18 protein-coding genes and 1 pseudogene are annotated in these 20,156 nt (G+C 63.5%); 11 read left to right on the top strand and 8 right to left on the bottom strand.

Going from position 1 to position 20,156, the window contains the following annotated elements; translation table 11 throughout:
* The first annotated feature begins 224 nt into the window (after positions 1–224).
* From F6X37_RS26990 to F6X37_RS26975, 4 genes and pseudogenes are all read left to right on the top strand, one after another.
* Positions 225–1,751, top strand: a complete 1,527-nt coding sequence (locus F6X37_RS26990; protein ID WP_187613400.1) for a glycosyltransferase family 39 protein — start codon at positions 225–227, stop codon at positions 1,749–1,751.
* A 14-nt stretch (positions 1,752–1,765) separates the two neighbouring features.
* Positions 1,766–2,095: pseudogene (locus F6X37_RS37145) on the top strand (hypothetical protein); the annotation flags it as partial.
* Between the two features lie 113 nt (positions 2,096–2,208).
* Positions 2,209–2,565, top strand: a complete 357-nt coding sequence (locus tag F6X37_RS26980; protein ID WP_090810972.1) for an STAS/SEC14 domain-containing protein — start codon at positions 2,209–2,211, stop codon at positions 2,563–2,565.
* A 181-nt stretch (positions 2,566–2,746) separates the two neighbouring features.
* Positions 2,747–3,649 carry an NAD-dependent epimerase/dehydratase family protein gene (locus F6X37_RS26975; RefSeq protein ID WP_187613399.1) on the top strand — a complete coding sequence of 301 codons (903 nt, stop codon included), beginning with the start codon at positions 2,747–2,749 and terminating at the stop codon, positions 3,647–3,649.
* Between the two features lie 180 nt (positions 3,650–3,829).
* Here the strand turns inward: F6X37_RS26975 and flgM are convergent, their stop codons facing one another.
* Positions 3,830–4,141: a flagellar biosynthesis anti-sigma factor FlgM gene (flgM, locus tag F6X37_RS26970; protein WP_187613398.1), complete on the bottom strand. Its 312-nt coding sequence runs from the start codon at positions 4,139–4,141 to the stop codon at positions 3,830–3,832.
* A gap of 124 nt (positions 4,142–4,265) precedes the next feature.
* Positions 4,266–4,550 carry a hypothetical protein gene (locus tag F6X37_RS26965; RefSeq protein ID WP_143037293.1) on the bottom strand — a complete coding sequence of 95 codons (285 nt, stop codon included), beginning with the start codon at positions 4,548–4,550 and terminating at the stop codon, positions 4,266–4,268.
* Between the two features lie 452 nt (positions 4,551–5,002).
* On the opposite strand from F6X37_RS26965, the gene F6X37_RS26960 reads away from it, so the two are divergent.
* The gene (locus F6X37_RS26960; RefSeq protein ID WP_184005654.1) at positions 5,003–5,470 is read left to right on the top strand and encodes a CBS domain-containing protein; all 468 of its coding nucleotides are present in this window, start codon (positions 5,003–5,005) and stop codon (positions 5,468–5,470) included.
* 31 nt (positions 5,471–5,501) lie between these two features.
* Positions 5,502–7,517: an acyl CoA:acetate/3-ketoacid CoA transferase gene (locus tag F6X37_RS26955; RefSeq protein WP_187613397.1), complete on the top strand. Its 2,016-nt coding sequence runs from the start codon at positions 5,502–5,504 to the stop codon at positions 7,515–7,517.
* A gap of 72 nt (positions 7,518–7,589) precedes the next feature.
* Here the strand turns inward: F6X37_RS26955 and F6X37_RS26950 are convergent, their stop codons facing one another.
* Positions 7,590–9,980, bottom strand: coding sequence for a filamentous hemagglutinin N-terminal domain-containing protein (locus F6X37_RS26950; RefSeq protein WP_222944944.1), 2,391 nt, complete (start codon positions 9,978–9,980; stop codon positions 7,590–7,592).
* Positions 9,981–10,472: 492 nt separating this feature from the next.
* Here F6X37_RS26950 and F6X37_RS26945 point away from each other — a divergent pair, with 492 nt between their 5' ends.
* Complete coding sequence (locus F6X37_RS26945; RefSeq protein WP_187613395.1) at positions 10,473–11,696, top strand: YeeE/YedE family protein; 1,224 nt, start codon at positions 10,473–10,475, stop codon at positions 11,694–11,696.
* Between the two features lie 18 nt (positions 11,697–11,714).
* Here the strand turns inward: F6X37_RS26945 and F6X37_RS26940 are convergent, their stop codons facing one another.
* Entirely contained in the window at positions 11,715–12,530 is an 816-nt protein-coding gene (locus F6X37_RS26940; RefSeq protein WP_262420032.1) for a DUF4410 domain-containing protein, read from the bottom strand.
* Between the two features lie 173 nt (positions 12,531–12,703).
* Here F6X37_RS26940 and F6X37_RS26935 point away from each other — a divergent pair, with 173 nt between their 5' ends.
* The gene (locus tag F6X37_RS26935) at positions 12,704–14,356 is read left to right on the top strand and encodes an FAD-dependent oxidoreductase (RefSeq protein WP_187613394.1); all 1,653 of its coding nucleotides are present in this window, start codon (positions 12,704–12,706) and stop codon (positions 14,354–14,356) included.
* 42 nt (positions 14,357–14,398) lie between these two features.
* Here the strand turns inward: F6X37_RS26935 and F6X37_RS26930 are convergent, their stop codons facing one another.
* Both F6X37_RS26930 and F6X37_RS26925 read right to left on the bottom strand, forming a co-directional pair.
* Positions 14,399–15,301 carry an ATP adenylyltransferase family protein gene (locus F6X37_RS26930; protein WP_187613393.1) on the bottom strand — a complete coding sequence of 301 codons (903 nt, stop codon included), beginning with the start codon at positions 15,299–15,301 and terminating at the stop codon, positions 14,399–14,401.
* Positions 15,302–15,352: 51 nt separating this feature from the next.
* Positions 15,353–15,838, bottom strand: coding sequence for an adenosine-specific kinase (locus F6X37_RS26925; RefSeq protein WP_018422486.1), 486 nt, complete (start codon positions 15,836–15,838; stop codon positions 15,353–15,355).
* Positions 15,839–16,252: 414 nt separating this feature from the next.
* Here F6X37_RS26925 and F6X37_RS26920 point away from each other — a divergent pair, with 414 nt between their 5' ends.
* The 3 genes from F6X37_RS26920 to F6X37_RS26910 all read left to right on the top strand — a co-directional run bounded on the left by F6X37_RS26920 (position 16,253) and on the right by F6X37_RS26910 (position 18,837).
* Positions 16,253–17,560, top strand: coding sequence for a tryptophan leader peptide (locus F6X37_RS26920; RefSeq protein ID WP_187613392.1), 1,308 nt, complete (start codon positions 16,253–16,255; stop codon positions 17,558–17,560).
* A gap of 68 nt (positions 17,561–17,628) precedes the next feature.
* Positions 17,629–17,958 (top strand): hypothetical protein, encoded by a 330-nt coding sequence (locus tag F6X37_RS26915; protein WP_090811860.1) that lies wholly within the window; start codon positions 17,629–17,631, stop codon positions 17,956–17,958.
* Between the two features lie 33 nt (positions 17,959–17,991).
* Positions 17,992–18,837 (top strand): GNAT family N-acetyltransferase, encoded by an 846-nt coding sequence (locus F6X37_RS26910; RefSeq protein WP_187613391.1) that lies wholly within the window; start codon positions 17,992–17,994, stop codon positions 18,835–18,837.
* Positions 18,838–18,952: 115 nt separating this feature from the next.
* Here F6X37_RS26910 and F6X37_RS26905 read toward each other — a convergent pair whose 3' ends face one another.
* Both F6X37_RS26905 and F6X37_RS26900 read right to left on the bottom strand, forming a co-directional pair.
* Positions 18,953–19,090, bottom strand: a complete 138-nt coding sequence (locus F6X37_RS26905; RefSeq protein ID WP_187613408.1) for a hypothetical protein — start codon at positions 19,088–19,090, stop codon at positions 18,953–18,955.
* A 25-nt stretch (positions 19,091–19,115) separates the two neighbouring features.
* Positions 19,116–20,012, bottom strand: a complete 897-nt coding sequence (locus tag F6X37_RS26900) for a LysR substrate-binding domain-containing protein (protein ID WP_244144729.1) — start codon at positions 20,010–20,012, stop codon at positions 19,116–19,118.
* Between the last annotated feature and the right edge of the window lie 144 nt (positions 20,013–20,156).

The raw sequence follows: 20,156 nt of genomic DNA, 5'->3' as shown, positions 1-20,156 counted from the left end.
ATGCTGCCGCCCTTTTGATGTTCGATCATGATCGCCGCGCGTTCTTCCGCACTCAAATGCTTGTAGTTCTTCTTCATCGCAACACCCTACCTCATTCAAGGTGTTGCACTTGGAACTAGAGACTAAGTAGTCTGTCAGGATCGCACTCTCCCTACGTAAGCTCATATTACAATGCCGGGCCAAAAACGCTGCCCGGTAGGGCGGCACTCAGACCAAAAGGTTCAATGTCGACCCAGCTTTCGAATCCCACGTCGCTCGCCTCAGCCTCCGTCAAACCTGCCGCCGCGCGCATCGCATCACTCGGCTGGCTGCTCCCCTTCCACGCGCTGGTCTGGACGCTGGCCGCCTGGCTCGCGCGCGGCAATCTCGACATCCAGGGCGACATGGTCGAGACCTATGTCTGGGGCATCGAGTGGCAGGCCGGTTACGCGAAGCACCCGCCGCTTTCGTCGTGGGTCGCAGCGGCCTGGTTCAGCGTGTTCCCGCACACCGATCTCGCGTATTTCGCGCTGTCGGCGGTGAACGTGCTGGTCGGCCTGGCCGGAATCGTCGCGCTCGCCGGGCGCTTCGTGCCGCGCCAGATCGCGATCATCGCCGGGCTTGCGATGGCGGTCTCGCCGCTTTACTCGAATCTCGCCATCAAATTCAATCCGAACTCGATCCTGCTGTCGGTCTGGCCGTGGACCGCCTACTTTTTCGTCCGCTACGTGCAGCCGGGCAGCCGCCTTGCGCGCAGCGGCGCGGCGCTCGGTCTCGGGGCGTGCGCGGCGCTTGCCGTGCTGGGCAAGTACTTCACGATCGTGCTGCTGCTCGGGCTGTTGCTGGCATTGCTCGCGCGTCCCGCATGGCGTGCGCGCCTCGTCAGCGTCGATTCGCTGCTCGCGGTGGCGGCGGGAGTCGCCGTGCTGGCCCCGCACGTACACTGGATGATGGTTAATCATTTCCCGACGCTCGAGTATGCCGCGCAACGCACCGGCGGCACGCTTCTCGCCGCGGTCGGGCGCTTTGGCATCTACACGCTCGCGCAGATCGGCTATCTCGCGCTCAGTTTCGTTTTCGTGCTGTTGATGGTGCGCACGCGCGGGGCTGCGCGGCTCATGGCGCTGAGCGTTGTTCGGAGCGCGTCGTACCCGGATCTCTGGTGGCTCGCGCTGGGGCCACTGTTCGCGGTGGGCCTGCTGTCCGTGATCGGCAAGACGCAGATGGCCTCGGTCTGGGGCATGGCGCAGTGGTTCGCAATGGTGCCGCTCTGGCTTGCCGTGCTCGTGCAAGCCCGCTTCGAGTTCGCGCCGCAGCGTGCCATACGCGTCATGGCGGCGTACTGGGCGCTGGTGCTCGCGGTATCGGCAGTGGTCGGCTACACAGGGGCGCGGCGCAATTCCGACGACGCGGCCGAGCCGCGCGCGGAACTCGCGGCAGCCGCGCAGGCGGTGTGGCACGAACGCACCAGCCAGCCGCTGTCGATCGTGGCGGGCTCGACGCATGAGGCCGCTTCGATGGTGTTCTATGACGGCGACCGCGCCCGCTACTGGGATCTCGACTGGCCGGCGGCAACGCCCTGGCTCACATCCGCCGATTTCGCCCGCCAGGGCTCGCTGATTGTGTGCCGTGGCGACGACTCGGGCTGCATCGCGACGGCATCGTCGCTAAGCCATGCAGCGCCGATTGCGCTCGAGGTGAGCAAGACCGCATGGGGACGGGAGTTGCCTGCGCGTCCCTACCAACTGTTCGTGATCGTGCCGCAGTCGTGAGCCACGCGCCCATCATGCCGTACCGCGGCCGGCCGCTCGTCGTCGATCTCGACGGCACGCTGGTGCGCTCCGACGTTCTGATCGAGTGCGTGTAGGCCTATCTGAAAGCCTCGCCGCTGCGCTGCTGGCAACTGCTGGTCTGGCTGCTGCATGGTGGCAAAGCGGGCCTGAAGGCGCGGCTCGCGGCCGGCCGTGCGCTCGTGCTTGCAACCGCCACGCACCAGCGTTATGCGCAGGCCATCGCGGATCATCTGGGCTGCTTCGACGAGGTCCATGCGATCGAGGGTGAGATCAACCTGTCGGCAAGGCGCAAGCGTGATGGCCTCGACTGCCTCTCAGGGGAAGATCGGCTCGTAACCTAACCGAGCGAATGGAAAGAGGTACCATGAGTACGCCGTCGAACGCCAGGCTCATCCGTGCCTGAGCGTGTAACGTCTCTCTGGCTAGAGATCCTGCCATGATCCTGTATCACACCGTCCCCGATTCGTCGGTCATCGAAATATCCGTCGAAGGCAAAATCACCGACCACGAACTGCGCGAAGCCATCGAGCGCATGCGTGGTGATCTTGAACTGAACGGTAAGACCCGCGTGCTCGAACGCATCGAGCATTTCAGCGGCATCGAGCCGAAGGCGCTATGGACCGACCTGACGCTCGGCGTCTCTGTCGCCCGCAAGGTCACGCGCGCCGCCGTGGTGGCCGACGCGGGCTGGATTCGCGCCTCGATGCATTTGGTGCGGTTCTTCACAAAGGCTGAAATCAAGGCGTTCCACGTCAACGAGCTGGAACAGGCGCGAGCCTGGATCAACGCCTGAACGTCGTCTCCAGCCGGGCGCATCGGGCGGAGGCCGGCCAGTTGGAGCCGCACGACTCAACATCAGAACTGTTACTGCCGAATCAAGGACACGGAGCGCAACGATCCTATGATGGAATGAGGCCGCGCGACACGCGCGGAAAAGCGCTAAAACATGTAGGAAAACAGGAGAAGAGGAGCACATGACGAAGCGAGTGATCGTGACCGGCGGCAGCGGCCTGGCCGGAAAATGGGTAGTCCAGAACCTGGTCGAGCACGGCTACGAGGTGATGAATCTTGACCGCGTGCCGATGGCGGCGCGCACGGCGCGCACGTTGATTACGGACATCACCGATGCGGGCCAGGTATTCAATGCGCTGGCATCGAGCACCGCGCCGGGAGAATTCGCCGACGACCTCGAACCAAAGCCGATCGACGCGATTGTGCATTTTGCGGCGATCCCTCGCATCATGATCACGCCCGACAACGAGGTCTACCGGATCAACGTGATGGGCACGTACAACATCCTCGACACAGCGTCGAAGCTTGGCATCCGCAAGGTGATCGTGGCATCGAGCGAAACCACATACGGTATGGTGTTCGCGCACCGGGATCGCAGTCCAGAGTACTTCCCGCTCGACGAGGAATACCCGGTGAACCCGATGGACAGCTACGCGACGTCGAAGGTGATCAACGAAGTGACGGCGAAGGCGTTCCACGCGCGCACCGGCTCTGACATTTACTGCTTTCGTATTGGCAACGTGCTCGAACCCAACGACTACGCGAAGTTTCCGGCGTGGCTCAAGGATCCAGCACTGCGCAAGAGGATTGCGTGGAGCTATATCGACGGGCGCGATCTCGCGAGCGCGTGCCGGCTTGCCATCGAAAAGGACGGCCTCGGCTTTCAGGTCATGAATGTCGCGGCCGACGACGTGTCGTCCGACGTACCTACCGCGGAACTGCTCCGACGCTACTACCCCGGCGTGCCGCTCAAAAAGCAACTCGGCGAGTTCGAGACCCTGCTCAGCAACGAGAAGCTCAAGCGCCTTCTTGGGTGGAACCAGCAACACTACTGGCGCGACGAAGCGAAACAGGGCGTCCAGTAAGCATGGCGGGCCGGCCCCCGGCCGGCCAATCACGCCGTGCGAGTCTTCATGGACTGCTTTGAGGCGTGCCGCCACCTCGAACGCGGACCGACAATGAAGCCAATGACTCGCCTTCACGGCTGTCAGCGCTGGCGCCTGCGTCGCTTATCCGCCGTCGGTGTTGCTACGTTCAGCCGCCGGTCAGCGAGTAGTCGTTTGCAGCAGGTCGCGCGCGGTGCTTAGCATGCCGTCGGCGATCTTTCCGGAATCGACCTTGTAGCTGCCGTCACGCAGGGCGCCCTTGATCGACTCGACCTTCGCCGTGTCGCTATCCGAATCGCTGGACGTGTGCATCGCGGACACTGATGAGAGATTAACCGTCGAATTCTGCGCGGCGGCAGCGCTGACCTGGTGCGCGGACTCGACGGCATCCTTCGCATCGCTGTTGATCGTTGCGCGTTGCGGACCGTTCTGCGAAGCCGCGAGCGGAAAATTGCTGGATTCAATCTTCATGGTGTGTGTTCCCCACTGGTTGAGTCCTTTAACGGTTCAGCGTTTGAAATCTTCACCCTGGCGTGGGAAGCGGAACCGTATCCGCGTTTCGCCGCGAGCCGCTAAGCCTTGCCGGGCGGGCACTCTAGCCGCCTGCAGCAAATTGCAACAAAGTGTGAGCAATACCACACAACGGCAATAAACTGATCGAAGCGTCGACCCGCGCCGAATCAAAGGCGCAGGTATGCTTGAGAACGCGACGCCGCACCCCATTTTGCTTGCTGTGAACAAACGTACCCGCCGCCCCTTGCAGCCTCGATGGCCCTTTCCGCCAAGTCGCGATGTCACTGGTCGCGCCTTTGGCGATCTCGTCGCGCTTCAATATTGCGGCGCAGACGTGTGGCTCTGGCGATGCCGATGCGGCGGCCATGTGACTTCCGCCCTGCAGACGGTAGAGAGCGGTGCAGTGCGTGATTGCGGCTGCCGTGAGCAGCGCAGCGTGTGGCGGTCGCGACCGGGCTCACCTGCGCTGAAGAGCGGCGAGGTTTTCGGCCAGCTGACGACCGAGCGGTACGCTGGCGATGGATTGTGGGTTTGCCGGTGCGACTGCGGTGGTGAGGCGACAGTTAGCGCCGGACGCTTGCGAATGGGCAAGGCGCGCTCGTGCGGCAGGTGCCTCGTCGCTTCGACTCACCGAGTGGCGTAGCGCCGGAACGGAAAATGTTCGTTCGACTCAGGTCAAGCGATCTACACTGCAATTCAACGAATGAGAAAAGATCGCCAGCCTTGGCTGGGTCTGGACGATCGTATTCCGATTCCGCTTTGATTTCGCTTTGATCAAGCGTAGTCCGTACATGCTCCCCTTTCTGTCTGGAGGCGGTCATGAAAAAGGAGAGAAAGACAGCACGGCAAATTCTGTCCGGGAACCCTCGGGAGGTTATCTCAGTGGGCCCCGACGACACGGTGCTGAACGCGTTGCAGTTGATGGCCGACAAGGACGTGACGACGGTGCTGGTGCTGCAGGGCAGCAATCTGGTTGGCGTTTTGTCTCAGCGCGACTACGCCCGCAAGGTCGAGGTGCTTGGCCGCAACGCCGCGAACACCAGGGTTGGCGACATCATGACCACCCAGGTGCTTTATGTGACGCCCGAGCATACCTGCGATCAATGCCTCGCGTCGATGCATACCCGGCGGATCCGGCACCTGCCTGTGATCGAATCCGGGCGCGTCATCGGCGTGCTTTCCGACAGTGACGTGCTGGAGGAACTCCTGCAGGAGGACGAGCATTTCATCAGGATTCTCGAGGACGACATGCTCCATCTGACCATTGATACCGGTGGCGCCTATTAGAAAGTCGCGCTCGAATCAGGCGAGGTGAAACGTGAGCACGCAATCAACCGCGGGGGCGCTTTCACCGGCCATCCTTTCCCGTTCGTCCGGCAAAGTGGCGTCGGCGCGCGATGCCGTGCGCCTGATCCGCGACGGCGATACGGTCGCGACGGGTGGCTTCGTCGGCATCGGCTTCGCCGAAGACATCGCCATTGCCATCGAGGAACTCTGTACGGCGCATGACGAGGATACGTTAGTCACCCTCCCAAAGCCCGCCAACCTCACGCTAGTCTATGCGGCCGGCCAGGGAGACGGCAAGGAACGCGGACTGAACCACCTGGCGACGCCGGGACTCGTCAAGCGCGTCATCGGCGGACACTGGGGCCTCGTGCCGAAGCTACAGCAGCTTGCGGTGGATAACCAGATCGAGGCGTATAACCTGCCGCAGGGCGTGATCAGCCACCTGTTTCGCGACATTGCGGCCGGAAAGCCGGGCCATCTCTCCCGGGTCGGCCTCGGCACCTTCGTCGATCCGCGCTTCGGTGGAGGCAAACTGAACGAGCGCACCACCGAGAATCTGGTCGAGTTGATGCGGATCGGCGACGAGGAATATCTGTTCTACAAGGCCTTCCCGATCAACGTCGCGATCGTGCGCGGCACCACTGCCGACCCGGAAGGCAATGTGACGATGGAGCGCGAAGCCCTGACACTGGAGGCTCTCGCGATCGCCATGGCCGCGCACAACTGCCGCGGCCTCGTGATCGTCCAGGTGGAGCGCATCGCCGAAAGCGGCTCGCTCAATCCGCGACAGGTCAAGATCCCCGGCGTGCTGGTCGATTGCGTCGTGCTGGCGCCGCCCGAGAACCACCAGCAGACCTTTGCCACACCATACAGTCCGGCGTACGCCGGCGAAATCCGGGTCCCCGCGAGCAGTGTGGCGCCGATGCCGATGAGTGAGCGCAAGGTGGTCGCGCGACGCGCGGCAATGGAACTCCAGCCAAACAGCGTGGTGAATCTCGGGATCGGCATGCCCGAAGGCATCGCCAGCGTCGCCAACGAGGAAAGGATCCTCGACCTGATGACGCTGACCACCGAGCCCGGCGTCATCGGCGGCATTCCGGCGGGAGGCTTGAACTTCGGCGCGGCGACCAATGCGCAGGCGATCATCGATCAGCCCGCCCAGTTCGATTTCTATGACGGCGGCGGGCTCGACGTCGCCTTTCTTGGCCTCGCCCAGGCCGATCGCATGGGAAACCTCAATGTGTCGAGATTCGGGCCGCGCCTGCCCGGCGCCGGAGGCTTCATCAACATCAGCCAGAATGCCAGGAAAGTCGTGTTCGTCGGCACTTTCATGGCGGGCCACAGCCAGATTTCGGTCGTCGACGGCAAGCTGCATATCCACCGTGACGGCACGGCCAGGAAATTCATCGAGGAAGTCGAGCATCGCACGTTCTCTGGCCCGTATGCGGCGGCAATGGGCAAGCCGGTCCTCTACATCACCGAGCGTTGCGTGTTCGAGCTGGGCGCCGAGGGCATGGAACTCATCGAGATTGCACCGGGCGTCGATCTGGAGCGCGATATTCTGGCCAGGATGGACTTCGCACCGATCCTGCGTTCGCCGACGCAGATGGACGAGCGGATTTTCCTGCCTGAACCGATGGGCCTGCGCTCGAATGTTTTGCGACTGCCGCTGGAAGCGCGCTTCATCTACGACGACGACAAGAACATCATGTTTCTCAATTTCGCGCGCCTCGAGGTGAAGCGTCCCGACGACATCGCGGCGATCCGGGCTCAGGTATGCCGCGTCTGCGAACCACTGGACCACAAGGTTTATGCAGTGGTGAACTACGAGGGTTTCGTGTTGGACCCCGCGCTGGAGGACGCGTACGTCGAAATGGTCGAGGATATGGTGCAGCGCTACTATGTCGGCGTAACGCGCTTCACTACCAGCGCTTTCATGCGCGCCAAGCTGGGTGGCGCCCTTACGCGGCGCGGGCTGTCACCTTATGTCTATGAGACGGAGGCGGAAGCGCAGGCCTACCTGCGCGAACAGTCGTCAAACCGCTGAATCCGGCTTGCATCGTGATCGCGGCACCGAAGGCCGAGTGCGCCCGCGCCGGGTTCTGTCGGACCCTCGATGTCAGTGCCCTGCCAGCCAGCGCAACTGAGGCCCCGGATATCCCGCGACCCACGTGCCGTTCGCGCTGAAATCCCACGTCGGACCGAAGCTCGCCGGCTCGAGCAACTGGATGTCCGTGAGTCCGCTCGAACTGGCCACCGCCGTGCCCGAACCGACACCCGCCGCCGCCCCTGACGATTGGCTGTTCCAGAACACGTTCGCCGCGATCCGGCCGCTGTTGGTGCCCGCGATACCGCCCTCCGTCGAGTTCGCGCCCGCCGTGAGCCTGGACGCGGCATACGACTGGCGGATGAAGCCCGTATTGCTGCCGACAAGTCCGCCGACAGTCGCGCCGCCGTTCAGGAATTCGTAGGCATACGATCGGGTGATGGCGCCATGGTTCGTGCCGACGAGTCCGCCGACCGTGCTTTGCGCACCACCCGATGCGGGGGCGATCGCGAAAGACTGATCGATGCGGCCATCGTTGAGCCCGACCAGCCCACCGATCTGACCCACGCCGATGATGTTTACGCCCGCCCACGAGCGCTCGATGCGCCCAAAGTTCTCGCCGACCAGACCGCCGGCCACTGTGCTCGTGTTGCCCGGGGCACCGATGGCGCCCGTTGCGCCGACGTTCACCATGTATCCGTAGTTGATGCCGGCCAGCAAGCCGACCGTTTCTCCCGAGGACGTCGCGGTGCCTTCCGCGAGCGTGAAATTGCGCACGACGCCGCTCTTGCCGATCACGCCGAAGAGTCCGGTATCGGCCGTGCTTGAGAGACGCAGATCCGCGGGGAGATGCCCCATGCCGTCGAACTGACCGGTGAACGGATTCGCGGCGGTGCCGATGCCTCCGAACTCCGGCGCACCCGCGAATTCCAGCCCCCTGCTGCCCAACGCATAGTTGCCGGAGAGGTCGTTATTCACTGCGCTCAGGTCCGTCATGGAGTTGACGAGCTGATAGGCCGTGAACTGCGTGACGAGCCCAGTAAACGGCGCGGGGTGCCACGATACGTTGGTGTACACCGTGCCGGGCGTGTAGCTGCCGTTCATGTCGTACAGACCGGTGACGATGCCCATGCTTCGCGACCAGTCGACCGTGCCCTGGTTGGTCAGACTGCCGCCGTTGTCGAAACCATAGGTGTCGGCGGACAGCGTGAGCGAGCCTGTGCCCCTATTGGCGATGGTCGCCTGCGGTGCGATCGTCAGCGAGTGCGCCGCGTCGAGCGTCAGGGAGGAGGCTCCGTGCCAGCGCACGCTCGCTTCGATCGCGATGTCTCCCTCGCCGGTCGCCCCGAGCTTGCCGTCCGCGCCGTTCGCGAGCACGGAGATGGATGCGCCGTTGCTCAGACTTGCGCCGAGCGTGTTGGCGGTCGGGACGTCCGCGGTGAAGTCCCCCGTGGTGATGTTCCATGCTTTCGCCCGCACCTCCGCGCCGCCGACCTTGACGTCCTTGCCGGACATGTCGAGCGTGCCGCCGCTGCCGTCCGCGTTACGCGCGCTGATCTGCGCCCCGCGCGCATCGACGTTGCCGGAGTTGACGACGACCCCGTTGACGGTGGTGTTCGCGACGAGCCAGACGTGGCCGTCGCGCGTCGCGGTGCCGGTGGCGCGCAGGGCGCCCGAATGACCCGCGAGCGCGAAGATATTGCCGTCGGCCGCCTGCACGTTGATGATCGCCGCCTGTACCGTGCCTGAGTTCGTCACCGTGCCGCCGCTTCCCACCTCCACGAAGACTTGTTGAAAGTTGCCGTCGAAGAGCCGGACCTGACGGCCTGCGACGAGTTCGGCATTGCCGTTCGGCGCATCGATCGTCCCTGCGTTCGTGACCTTGCTGGCCGATATCAGGAACACGTCCCCACCCGACGAACTGATCTTGCCGAGATTGACTACATCCGCCGTGGAACTGCCTGTGTAAGCCGAGCCACCGAACCCGGGCGGGTTGAGAAAGACGTCGTTGGGGACGTCGAGCGTCGACGCGACGAAACGCCCTCCCGTCGACACCACGCCGCCTGGCCCGATGAGCACACCATGCGGATTGACGAGGTAGATGCTGCCGGTGCCCTTCAGCGTGCCGTAGATCGCCGACACATCGTTACCCGTCACGCGATTGAGTGTCGCGCCCGTGCCGTTGTTGATCGACACCGTGCGGCACGATCCGATCGAAAAACTGTTCCATTCGATGATGCCGCGCGAGCCCGCTTGCGTGATGCTCATGCCGGCATCGTTCTGAGTGATGCTTCCCGAGCCGGCGACGAAATGCCCGCCTTGCGGCAGGGTACCCGCCGCGTACGCGACGTGCGTCATGGAAAGTCCGGTCAGCGAAATGACGATGGCAAATGAAATTCGCACGCTTGCATGACGGCGTTGCGATGGACGTCGCCGCAGCAGAGATGGCCTTCGAGTGCTCATACATCCCCCTTCCACGCTCGCGCGAAACGGCTGCCAACGACCCGTGGAGCCGACCGGAAACGCGTGAGTCGCCGCGTATGAAGATTAGCAGTTCGTCTCGTCGCCACTTAACGACCGTGGCTGATTTGGTCGATATTTCGGCCCGAAATGTTGTTGCGCGACCGGGACGGGATTACCGTCGCCTTCCATCTTGATAACGATTTCAATGCAAGTTTGAAATACCGTTATTACGGGAGGTTATTAAGTCACTGGTTTCAAGCACTGTCGACCACCGTCAAGCCCCGTGCGACGGGCCTTGCAGCCTCGCGGCACCGCCCGCGCCCGGATTTGCGATCGAGCAGCGCGAGCCTTGCCGGGCAACAGCCGCAACGCGACATTTCGGTATACTCGCGAGCTTTCCCAAAAACGATTATTCGCGGCCCTCCTCCCGCGCAGCGACCGCCGTTTCATAGGCGTGCCGCCCTCGCGACAAGCGTGCCCGCCCCGCTCACCATGTCCGATCTCTCCACGCCGTTCGGCGCGCCCCGCCGTCTCGTCAACATCAATCCGAAGCCGCTCGCCGTCGCGTTCGCGCTGGTCGTGCTCGGCGCGATCTATCTCGCGCAGACCGTCAGCGTGAAACAGGCCGCGCTGTACGTCCTCGGCGCGCTGCTCGGCGTCACGCTCTATCACGCCGCGTTCGGCTTCACGTCCGCATGGCGCGTGTTCATCGCCGACGGCCGCGGCGCCGGCCTGCGCGCGCAGATGCTGATGCTCGCGATCGGCGTGCTGCTGTTCTTCCCGGCGCTTTCCGCCGGCACGCTATTCGGTCATCCGGTCGTCGGTGAAGTGTCGCCCGTCGGCACGTCGGTCCTGATCGGCGCGTTCATGTTCGGCATCGGCATGCAGCTCGGCGGCGGCTGCGCCTCCGGCACGCTGTATACGGTCGGCGGCGGCAGCACACGGATGGTGGTCACGCTGATCGCGTTCATCATCGGCTCGGTGATCGGCACCGCGCACATGCCGTTCTGGTCCGCGCTGCCGCATCTGCCGCCGATCTCGCTCGTGCAGACGCTCGGCGTCGGCCCGGCGATCGCGCTGAACCTCGTGGTGTTCGCGGCCATCGCCGCGCTGAGCGTGCTGATCGAAAAGCGCCGTCACGGCCGTCTCGTCAGCGACATGGATCGCGCCCCGAACGCATCGCCGTGGCTGCATGGCCCGTGGCCGCTCCTCGCCGGCGGCGTCGTGCTCGCGATCCTCAACTTCGTGACGCTCGCGCTGTCGGGCCATCCGTGGGGCATCACGTCGGCGTTCGCGCTGTGGGGCGCGAAGGCGTTCTCCGCGATGGGCGTCGACGTCGCGAGCTGGCATGTGTGGAGCAGCGGCCCGAACGCGGCCGCCCTTGCCGCACCGATCAGCCACGACGCGAAGTCGGTCATGGACATCGGCATCGTGATCGGCGCGATGGTTGCCGCTTCGCTGGCCGGCCGCTATGCGCCGGTGTGGCGTCTGCCGCTGCGCTCGCTGATCGCGGCGATCGTCGGCGGACTGATTCTCGGCTACGGCGCGCGCCTCGCGTACGGCTGCAATATCGGCGCGTACTTCAGCGGCATCGTGTCGGGCAGCCTGCACGGCTGGCTGTGGCTCGTCTCGGCATTTTTCGGCAACGTGGTCGGCACGAAGCTGCGTCCGGTGTTCGGCCTCGCGGTCGAGCGCGTCAAGCGGACGGGCTGCTGAGCGGGCGGCTTCGGCCGCCTATCGGGCGGGGGCTGCGCTGCCGGCCTCCCTTGCACCCGTCTGAAGCCGTCGCGCGAGTTCGTCAGCGATCTGCTCCGCGCTTTTCCTGACCGCCGTCTTTTCATCGCGGCCCGACAGCACGACCTTCGCGGCGATCACGTACGGGTTGAGCTTGATCACGGCGCCCGGCATATCCCTGCTCGCCCCCTCTTCAACAGTTTCATAGAGCGGCGGTAACTCCGGCGTAGCCAGGTTATCGCAGGAAACCGCGACCTGAAACTGGCTTTGGCCCGCGCCCATACCCACCATCGCGCGACGCAGCCGATTACCCTCATCGACACTGAGAAAAACGCCGCGCACCTGCCAGCCGTCGTGGGGCAGCGGTTCACCCGGCGTGACGCGGCGCGCGTCTACTCCGGCCTTCTTCAGATCGTCCGTCAGAGATTGCGCCATCAGCGCAACCATGTCTCGCGCACGCGCCTGCGGATCCTGCTGCTGACGCAGCGGGCCCTCAGGCACCAGATTGCCCAGGATGCCTCGCGCGCGGTGGCCTGGCCCGCTGTCAGGGGCGATGTTCGCGGCGTCGAGATCGAAATCGGAGACATAGACGACCGGCGGCGCGACAGGAGCCGCGAGCGCTGCCGACGAATCCGCGGCCAGACATCCTTGCGCGCTGGCACACACGTACGTCGCCAGACATACCATTCGCACCCATCGCAACACCATTGCGCACCTCCACGCTGATCGCCTGATACTGGTTGCATGGCAGCGACGAAATACGGCATTCATATCGCGGCCGTTCATCCAGCTTAGGTCTTTCAGAAGCGCACCCATGGCTCGATCGTCTGCATCGCGATCTGAAAATCCTATACTGGGTCGGTGCGGTTGCCGACTTCGCGCTTTGTCTGCGCATCCGTTTGCGCGAGTCCAATCGTCCGACATGACGCCTCTGAAACCCGGTGCACCGCGCGTTGCGTCATCTGCCTGACAGAACGGAAAATCAAGCCATGCTGACGATCGACGACATCCGCGCCGTGCCGCTGTTCTCGACCCTCCCCGACAGCGAACTGGAAATCCTCGTGCACGCGTGCGCCGACCTGCATCTATGCGCGGGCGAGTTCGCGGTCCATGAAGGCGGCGAGCGCGCGTTATACGCCGTGCTGTCGGGCAAGATGGAAGTCATCAAGACGTTCGACGGCATCGAGCGAACCTTGGGCTGGCGTCTGCCCGGCACGATCTTCGGCGAAGTGCCGCTCGCGCTGAGCGCACCGTTTCCGGGCGCGTATCGAGCGGCCGAGCCTTCGCGCGTGATGCGGGTCGACGCGCCGCAATACTATGCGCTCGCGGCGGCGTCGCCCGACGTGGCGTTCAAGATGGGCGCGCTCGCGCGCGAACGCATCGGCGGGCTGCAAAGCCTTTCCGCCGAGCCGCCGAAGGCGCGTGTGACGATCGTCGGCAACCGTTGGGACAATGCGTGCACGCTGCTGCGTCAGTTCCTCGCGCGCAATCAGATCAGCGTCGACTGGCTGGCGCCGGATGCGCCCGAATTGGCCGCGCGCTGGCCTGGCACATGTCCAACGGAAGGCGAGTGCCCCGCGTTGCGCCTCGTCGACGGCACAGTGCTGAGGCGGCCCGCGACCCGCGAGCTTGCGGGACTGCTCGGCCTCCAGACGCAGCCGCGTCTGGCCGGATACGACACGGCGATCATCGGCGGCGGTCCCGCGGGGCTGGCTGCCGCGGTATACGGCGCGTCGGAAGGTCTGCGCACGCTGGTGCTCGAGCGCGAGGCGCCGGGCGGACAGGCGGGCACGTCCTCGCGCATCGAAAATTATCTCGGCTTTCCCAATGGTGTTTCCGGCGACGAACTCGCGAGCCGCGCGCTGCAACAGGCACGGCGGCTCGGCGCGGAGATCCTCGTGACGCGCTCGGTCGAGCGCATCGATGTGCGGGCGCGGCGGATTCATCTCGACGGCGGCGACGCCGTGCACGCTCGAACCATCATTCTCGCGACGGGCGTCACGTGGCGGCGGCTCGCGATCGACGGCTTCGACCGCTTGATCGGCAAGGGGATTTACTACGGCGCGGCGCGCAGCGAAGCGAGCGCGACGCACGGCCTCGATGTCCATCTGATCGGCGGCGGCAATTCGGCCGGCCAGGCGGCGTTGTACTTCGCCAATCATGCGCGCAGCGTGACGCTCCTCGTGCGCGGCGATTCGCTCGAAAAGGGCATGTCGCGCTATCTCGTCGAACAGCTAGCGGGCAAATCGAATGTCGCGGTGCGGCTGCGCTCGGAAGTCGTCGGCGCGCATGGCGATACGCATCTGACGGCCATCACCGTTCGCGATTCGACGAGCGACGCAGTGAGCCGACACGACTGCGGCGGTCTGTTCGTCTTCATCGGAGCGGATGCGCAGACGGAGTGGCTGCCGCCCGAAATCGCGCGCGATGTGCGCGGCTACGTTCTGACCGGCGATGACGTCGTCAAGGCCGGACGCTGGTCGCATCAGCGCGATCCTTTTCTGCTCGAATCGAGCGTGGCTGGCGTGTTTGCGTGTGGAGACGTGAGACTGAGCCCTGTGAAGCGCGTCGCTTCGGCCGTCGGCGAGGGCAGCATGGCGATTGCTTTCGCGCACAGGTATTTGCAGTCGGACGGAGCTTGAGTTCGTCGCGTGAGTCTGCTGCGCGATCGGGTTGCGCGGCCGCTATGGATTCGCAGGCAGCGCGACGCGTTCCAATACCGTCATCGGGCCGAGCCTTTCGATCACATCCAGTTGAGCCGCATCGCGCACGAACAGCGAACCCGCAAAGCCGAGCGCGTTGACCGACACGCCTTCGACTCGCTCTTGCGATCTCGGCACGAGCAACATCCAGCGCCGCGTGACCAGCAGGTTGTAGGGCGTCGCATGACAGCAGGCACGGTCGATTTCGAGCGCGCCGATATCCGCCGCGTCGAGCAGCGTGCGATAGCGGGAAAGCGCCAGCTTCGGCGCATCCGCGCGAGCCAGATCATCGGCGTGAAAGCGTGCGAACGCATGCCGGAACGGCAGATCCGCCATGCCGTCATCCGCACCGAGCAAGGGCTCGACCGGCACGGACGGATCGGCTTCCCCGAGCGGCAGCGGCACGATCTGCAGGTGCTTGTGCGGCTGGCTCGCGCCCGCCTGCGTGCCGGCGTTGTAAAAGCCGATGCCGTCGAATTCGGCCATGCACGCGAGCAGCGCTTCGAAATCGGCAAGATCGAGCAGCGCTTCCTGCGGTTCGAATTCGCGCGTGACGATCAGCAGATGATGATCGATCACGTTGAACTTGTTCAGCAACGCGAGGTGAGTATCGGAGATGTCGGCGACGAACAGATCCGGCTCATAGGGAAGAAATGGGTTCGCCTGAGGGTGCTTTGCCGTCTGCAGCTTGCGCGCTTGCTCGCGTTGCTGTTCCTTGCGCGTCAGGCTCGACACCCGACGCACGAGAAAGCGGATGCCGCCGCTGTCGATCACGGACTGTTGCGTGTCGATCGGTCGCAGCGCGCCGCAGCTCAGCGCATGTCCGGTCTGTCGCACAATGGCGGGCCACAGCGTGCCCGGCATCAGGCGTCGTTGTCGTTCCATAGGATGTCGGCAGGCGTGGCGGCGCGCGTGAAGCGGGTGAATGCGCAGCCGCTACAGCTTGTAGCCTATCGTGCGCAAAAGATCCTTGCGCCATTGAATGTCCTCCGCGCTTTCCGTGCCGACAGGCGAAAAACCATCGACCACGCCGACGATGCCTCGCCCCTGATCTGTTTCAGCGATCAGCACTTCGACGGGATTCGCCGTTGCGCAGAAGATGCGGCAGACCTCCGGCACGGCCTTGATCGTGTTCAGCACGTTGACGGGGAAAAAACCGTCGCCCAGAAACACGAAGAAACTATGGCCCGCGCCGACGTTGGTTGCGTTCTGGCATGCCATCTCGACGAGGCTTTCGTCGGTGCCGGAGCGCCGCACGAGGCGCTTGCCGGAAGCCTCGCAAAACGCGAGACCGAACTTGATGCCGGGCACCGTGCCGACCATCGCTTCGTGAATATCCTCGACAGATTTGATGAAGTGGCTTTGCCCGAGAATGAAGTTGGTCGCTTCGGGCTTGACGACCTTGACGGCGGACAATTGCATGGTGGACCTCGCTCCAATGCGGCAACACGCCGATGAAAACACGTCGAACACGGGCCAACGCGACCGGGGATGGTTCGCGCGTCAGCCGGTCTTCGTCGATCCGGCTTCTAGCCTAGTACTAACCGCGCGTGAGCGAAACCTCGACCGACCACGAGCCGCGGGATTCGAATGCGCCCGGACACCGCTTCCGGGTCGCGCCAGTCCAGGATCGAGCAGGCAGAGAAAGCCTGACTTATGGCGGCACTGATCGACCAAAAGCCGATTCAACCTCATAGCGTTTTGACCCGCTTTAAACCCCCATCGCACCGCGGCAACCTCTCCGGGTCAACAAGGTCAACCGCCGGTTTACGCCCCCGACCGAGTGTGCAAGTATCTTCACCAAGCCGCATCCCGCACACTCTTGCGAGGTTCACGATGGCCTGGAAACTTTGGAAGACCGAGAAGCGGTACGACGAGACGCGAAGCTGGCCGAGCGGCACGCATGAGTCGTTGAAGCAGCTTCTGGATATGTACCTGAGCAGCGACTCGCCACCGTTTGCGAACTGGGCCGCGCCTGGAATTACTTTTGCGCCCGAAGTCGAAACGCTCGCGCGAAACGGCGTCCGGGGGTATCAGCTTGCCCTCTGGTTGTGGCTTTTCGCCGAGAAGCACGGCACGATCGCGGCAAAAATGGTGCGTGAGTCTTTGTGCCTGCTCGCCGACGCGATGCAACCGTCGGCCGGCGACAAGATCGACTCGCTCCTCGACCTCGAAAACCGCCTCGCGCATTCTGTCGAGGACCTTTCCGCTCAACAGCGCACCTTCCGACTGGAGGGTCTGTCCGTCGAGCTACCCATGGAGTTTTTCCTCGCTACTGCCTTCCTCAGGCTCGCACCGGACTCGCCTTATGCCGGGAACGAAGGCACCGACCTGCAAGGCAACGACTTCAAACTGGCCGACTGTTTTCAGCATGCAACCGAAGAGGGGCTGGCGGTATTCCGGCCCATGATAGACGCGGTCGACTTCGACGCGAAATCGCTGCCCAACTGGAGATGGAGCGCTCATCCCGGCGCCGCCGAGCGACACCTGCAACGCCGCCACAAGAATCCCCTTTTCGCCCTTCATCGCCAGATGGTGACGGCTTACGAGGTCTATGAGGCACGGCTTGCCGACGCTCGGGCCATCGAGGACATCAGGACCGAGCTCAATGAGACTAGCCGGTCGTTCTCCGAGACGACCGAATTGCCCTTGAACTGGCAGCCCTTCCTCGAAGGATACCGGGACCACGTCGACAGGCTCGACGAACGCCGGCTCGTCGTTGGCGGACAGAGCACGTCGCTCGGCAACGCAATTGCAGCGTTGCGCGCCGACATACTTGCGACCTGGCGCGCTTCGATTCACAAGAACCGGCACAGTCTCGCGACTCTGGAGCAGGAAGAAGCGAAACGGGCTGAGCGACGGACGCTGCTGTATGGATGCGAGTGGACGGCCCAGCTTTTGAGCCACGGGTCGCTGATCCCGGCGGAAGAGGTGGTTCCCGCCCTGCTAAGCGAGCCCCCCTCCGAGCTGGAAAAGGTGGTGACCGGTTTGCGGGGCGAACCGCGACTGCATGAGACGCTTGCGCAGTGTTGTGCAACTGCGCATCGGCTTGTGAACGAGCTTCGCGCGGCTGGCCATCAGCTTCCCGACATCGACGACAAGCTTCGCATTCTGGATGGTGCGCCCGGCCAGTTGCCGGTCTGATCGTCTTCGAGGTGTGCCATGTCCTGTTACCTATTTGGATGCCACGCCCGACCCACAAAAGGCCACTTATGAACTCTTCCTCTCGCGACCCGCTCGATGTAGCGACCGAGGCAGTATCTACGCTTTCAGAGTACCTGGAGCTTTCGCTAGACAAAGGAAAGAGCCTGATTTTTGTGCTCTCTCAAGGCGAAAATTGCGAAGTCTACCTTGGTGATCCTGGCGAGCCAGACGCGGACTGGACAAGCTGCGCGGCCATTCCGAACAAGCTGGTCCACGCGCTTCTGGAGACCACGCGGTCAGGATTCAACCAATTGGTCATTGAAGGACAGGCCTACCGCTTCGCTCGGACCTTCGCGCAAGTTGCCGAGCAGGGCGCTGTCGTCTTCACACCTGCGTAGACGTTGTAGCCAATCACGTTGATGCGTTTGATCATGGATGATCGTGACGATTTCCTTGTGCGCAACATGTCGTTCCGCGAGGTCGATCTGGCGGTCGAATGGGCTGCGGCAGAGGGGTGGAATCCGGGCCTCGACGACGCGAGGTGCTTCTGGAATGCGGACCCCAACGGCTTTTTCGTCGGTATCTGGCGCGGGGAGCCGGTGGCATGTATCTCGGCGGTCGCCTACGATGAGCGCTTCGGTTTCATTGGCCTCTACATCGTCAAGCCGGCGTTTCGCGCCAGGGGTTTCGGTCTGCGCACCTGGCAGCACGCGATGCGCTATCTGGGAGATCGTACGATCGGCCTCGATGGTGTCGTTGCCCAGCAGCAGAACTATAAAAAATCCGGCTTCCAGCTCGCCTATCGCAACATCCGCTTCCAGGGCGTCGTGCAAGCTGCGTCGACGCCAAACCTGACGAACGCGCGGGAGGTACCCTTCGCGCAACTGGTTGCCTACGACAGCGCATGTTTTTCGACCGCCCGTCCCCGCTTCCTGGCGGACTGGATCGCGCAACCACAGGCGCTGGCCCTGGCGGCTGTGCGCAATGCTCAGATAAGGGGGTACGGCGTGCTGCGCCGTTGCGGGACCGGCTACAAGATCGGTCCGCTCTTTGCCGACGACGCACGGATCGCCAACGATCTGTTCGACGGACTGGTCGCGAGCGTCGCAGGCGAAGTCACCGCGTTCGACGTGCCGGAGGTCAACACGGCAGCCGTAGCGCTCGCTGAACGCTACGGCATGGTTAGCGCGTTCGAAACGGCGCGAATGTACACTCGCGCCCCGCCAGCCATTCCCGTGCAACGCGTGTTCGGGGTGAGTTCGTTCGAACTAGGTTGACTGCAAAGATCGAGCCGCTGGAAACAAATCCGTCGGTGATGCGCCAGATCTCCACTACGATCCGTAGCGGTCCGCCCCGAAAGGGAACGATCATCGAGCGACCGTAAGCGACGACTCACGCTTCAACCTTCACTTCGTCGCGCGAAGGCTTGGTACGAACGCTCAGATAGCCGACGGTCTTGCCGCTTTCAATCACCGGTGTGACGTTCGCGCATACCCAGTAATGGTCGCCATTCTTGCGGCGGTTTTTCACGAGCGCTGTCCTCGCGACATGAACGTCACTTTCGCGAGACCCACTTCTTCCTTTCCGGAACTTCGACGGTGGCGCCGACCGGTGTGAACGGTGCGTGAAAATGATCAACGAGGAAGTCGATGAAGGCGCGCGCCCGCGCGGTCTGATTGCGCTGCCTGGGGTAATAGACGAACAGGTCCGCGGACGGCAGCACGGTATTCGGCAGCACCAGCTTAAGGCGCCCGCTCTGTACATACTTGGCCAGATCCCATTCAGAGCGAATCAGAATCCCATGACCGTCGAGCGCCCACCGAAGGACAATGTCGCCGTCATTGCTCGATAGCGCGCCTTTCACCTTGATCGCCTCGATGTGGTCGTTCACGATGTAGCGCCACACGCCATAAGCGTCATCGTTCTGCCGATGAATGATGCAGCGATGCTGGTGCAGGTCCTCCACCCGCTCGGGCGTTCCAGAACGTTCCAGATATTTCGGGGACGCGCAAAGAAAACGGCGATTGCTCATGATGCGCCTCGCGCTCAGGCGACTGTCGGGTAGCTCGCCGAACCGTATCGCCATGTCGAAGGCCCCTTCGACGAGATCGACCGGCCGGTCTGTCACCTCGAACTGAACTTCGACATTCGGAAAACGCTTTGCGAAGTCGGAGACGAGCGGCGCGATGGTGGTCCTGCCAAAACCGAGCGTCGCGTTGATGCGCAACGGCCCATGCGGATCGCGTCTGGCGCCGGATATGGCCTCCTCCATCTCTCGGACCTGCCCGACGATCTGGGACGCGTAGCGCAGATAGGTCTCGCCCTCGGGTGTCAGGCTGACGCTGCGCGTGGTCCGGTTGACCAGACGCGCGCCGAGCCGCTGCTCGATGATCCCCAGCCGCTTGGTCGCCGCTGGCGGACTCAGATCGAGCGCCCGGGCGGCGCCGGACATGCTCCTGAGTTTCGCCAGGAGAATGAAGAACTCAAAGTCGGATGCGGGAGCAGTACTCACTTTTGGTGAAATATGTAGTGAACGTAAGTGAATTCTAGCAAGCTCTTTCGCGGCTAAGCTAAGCACCACATTGAAGCCGGTGTG

Source organism: Paraburkholderia sp. 31.1, assembly GCF_014397645.1.
Classification (GTDB): Bacteria; Pseudomonadota; Gammaproteobacteria; order Burkholderiales; family Burkholderiaceae; genus Paraburkholderia; species Paraburkholderia tuberum.
Note: the sequence above shows the minus strand (reverse complement) of the source record. Positions and strands in the feature narration are given on the sequence as shown.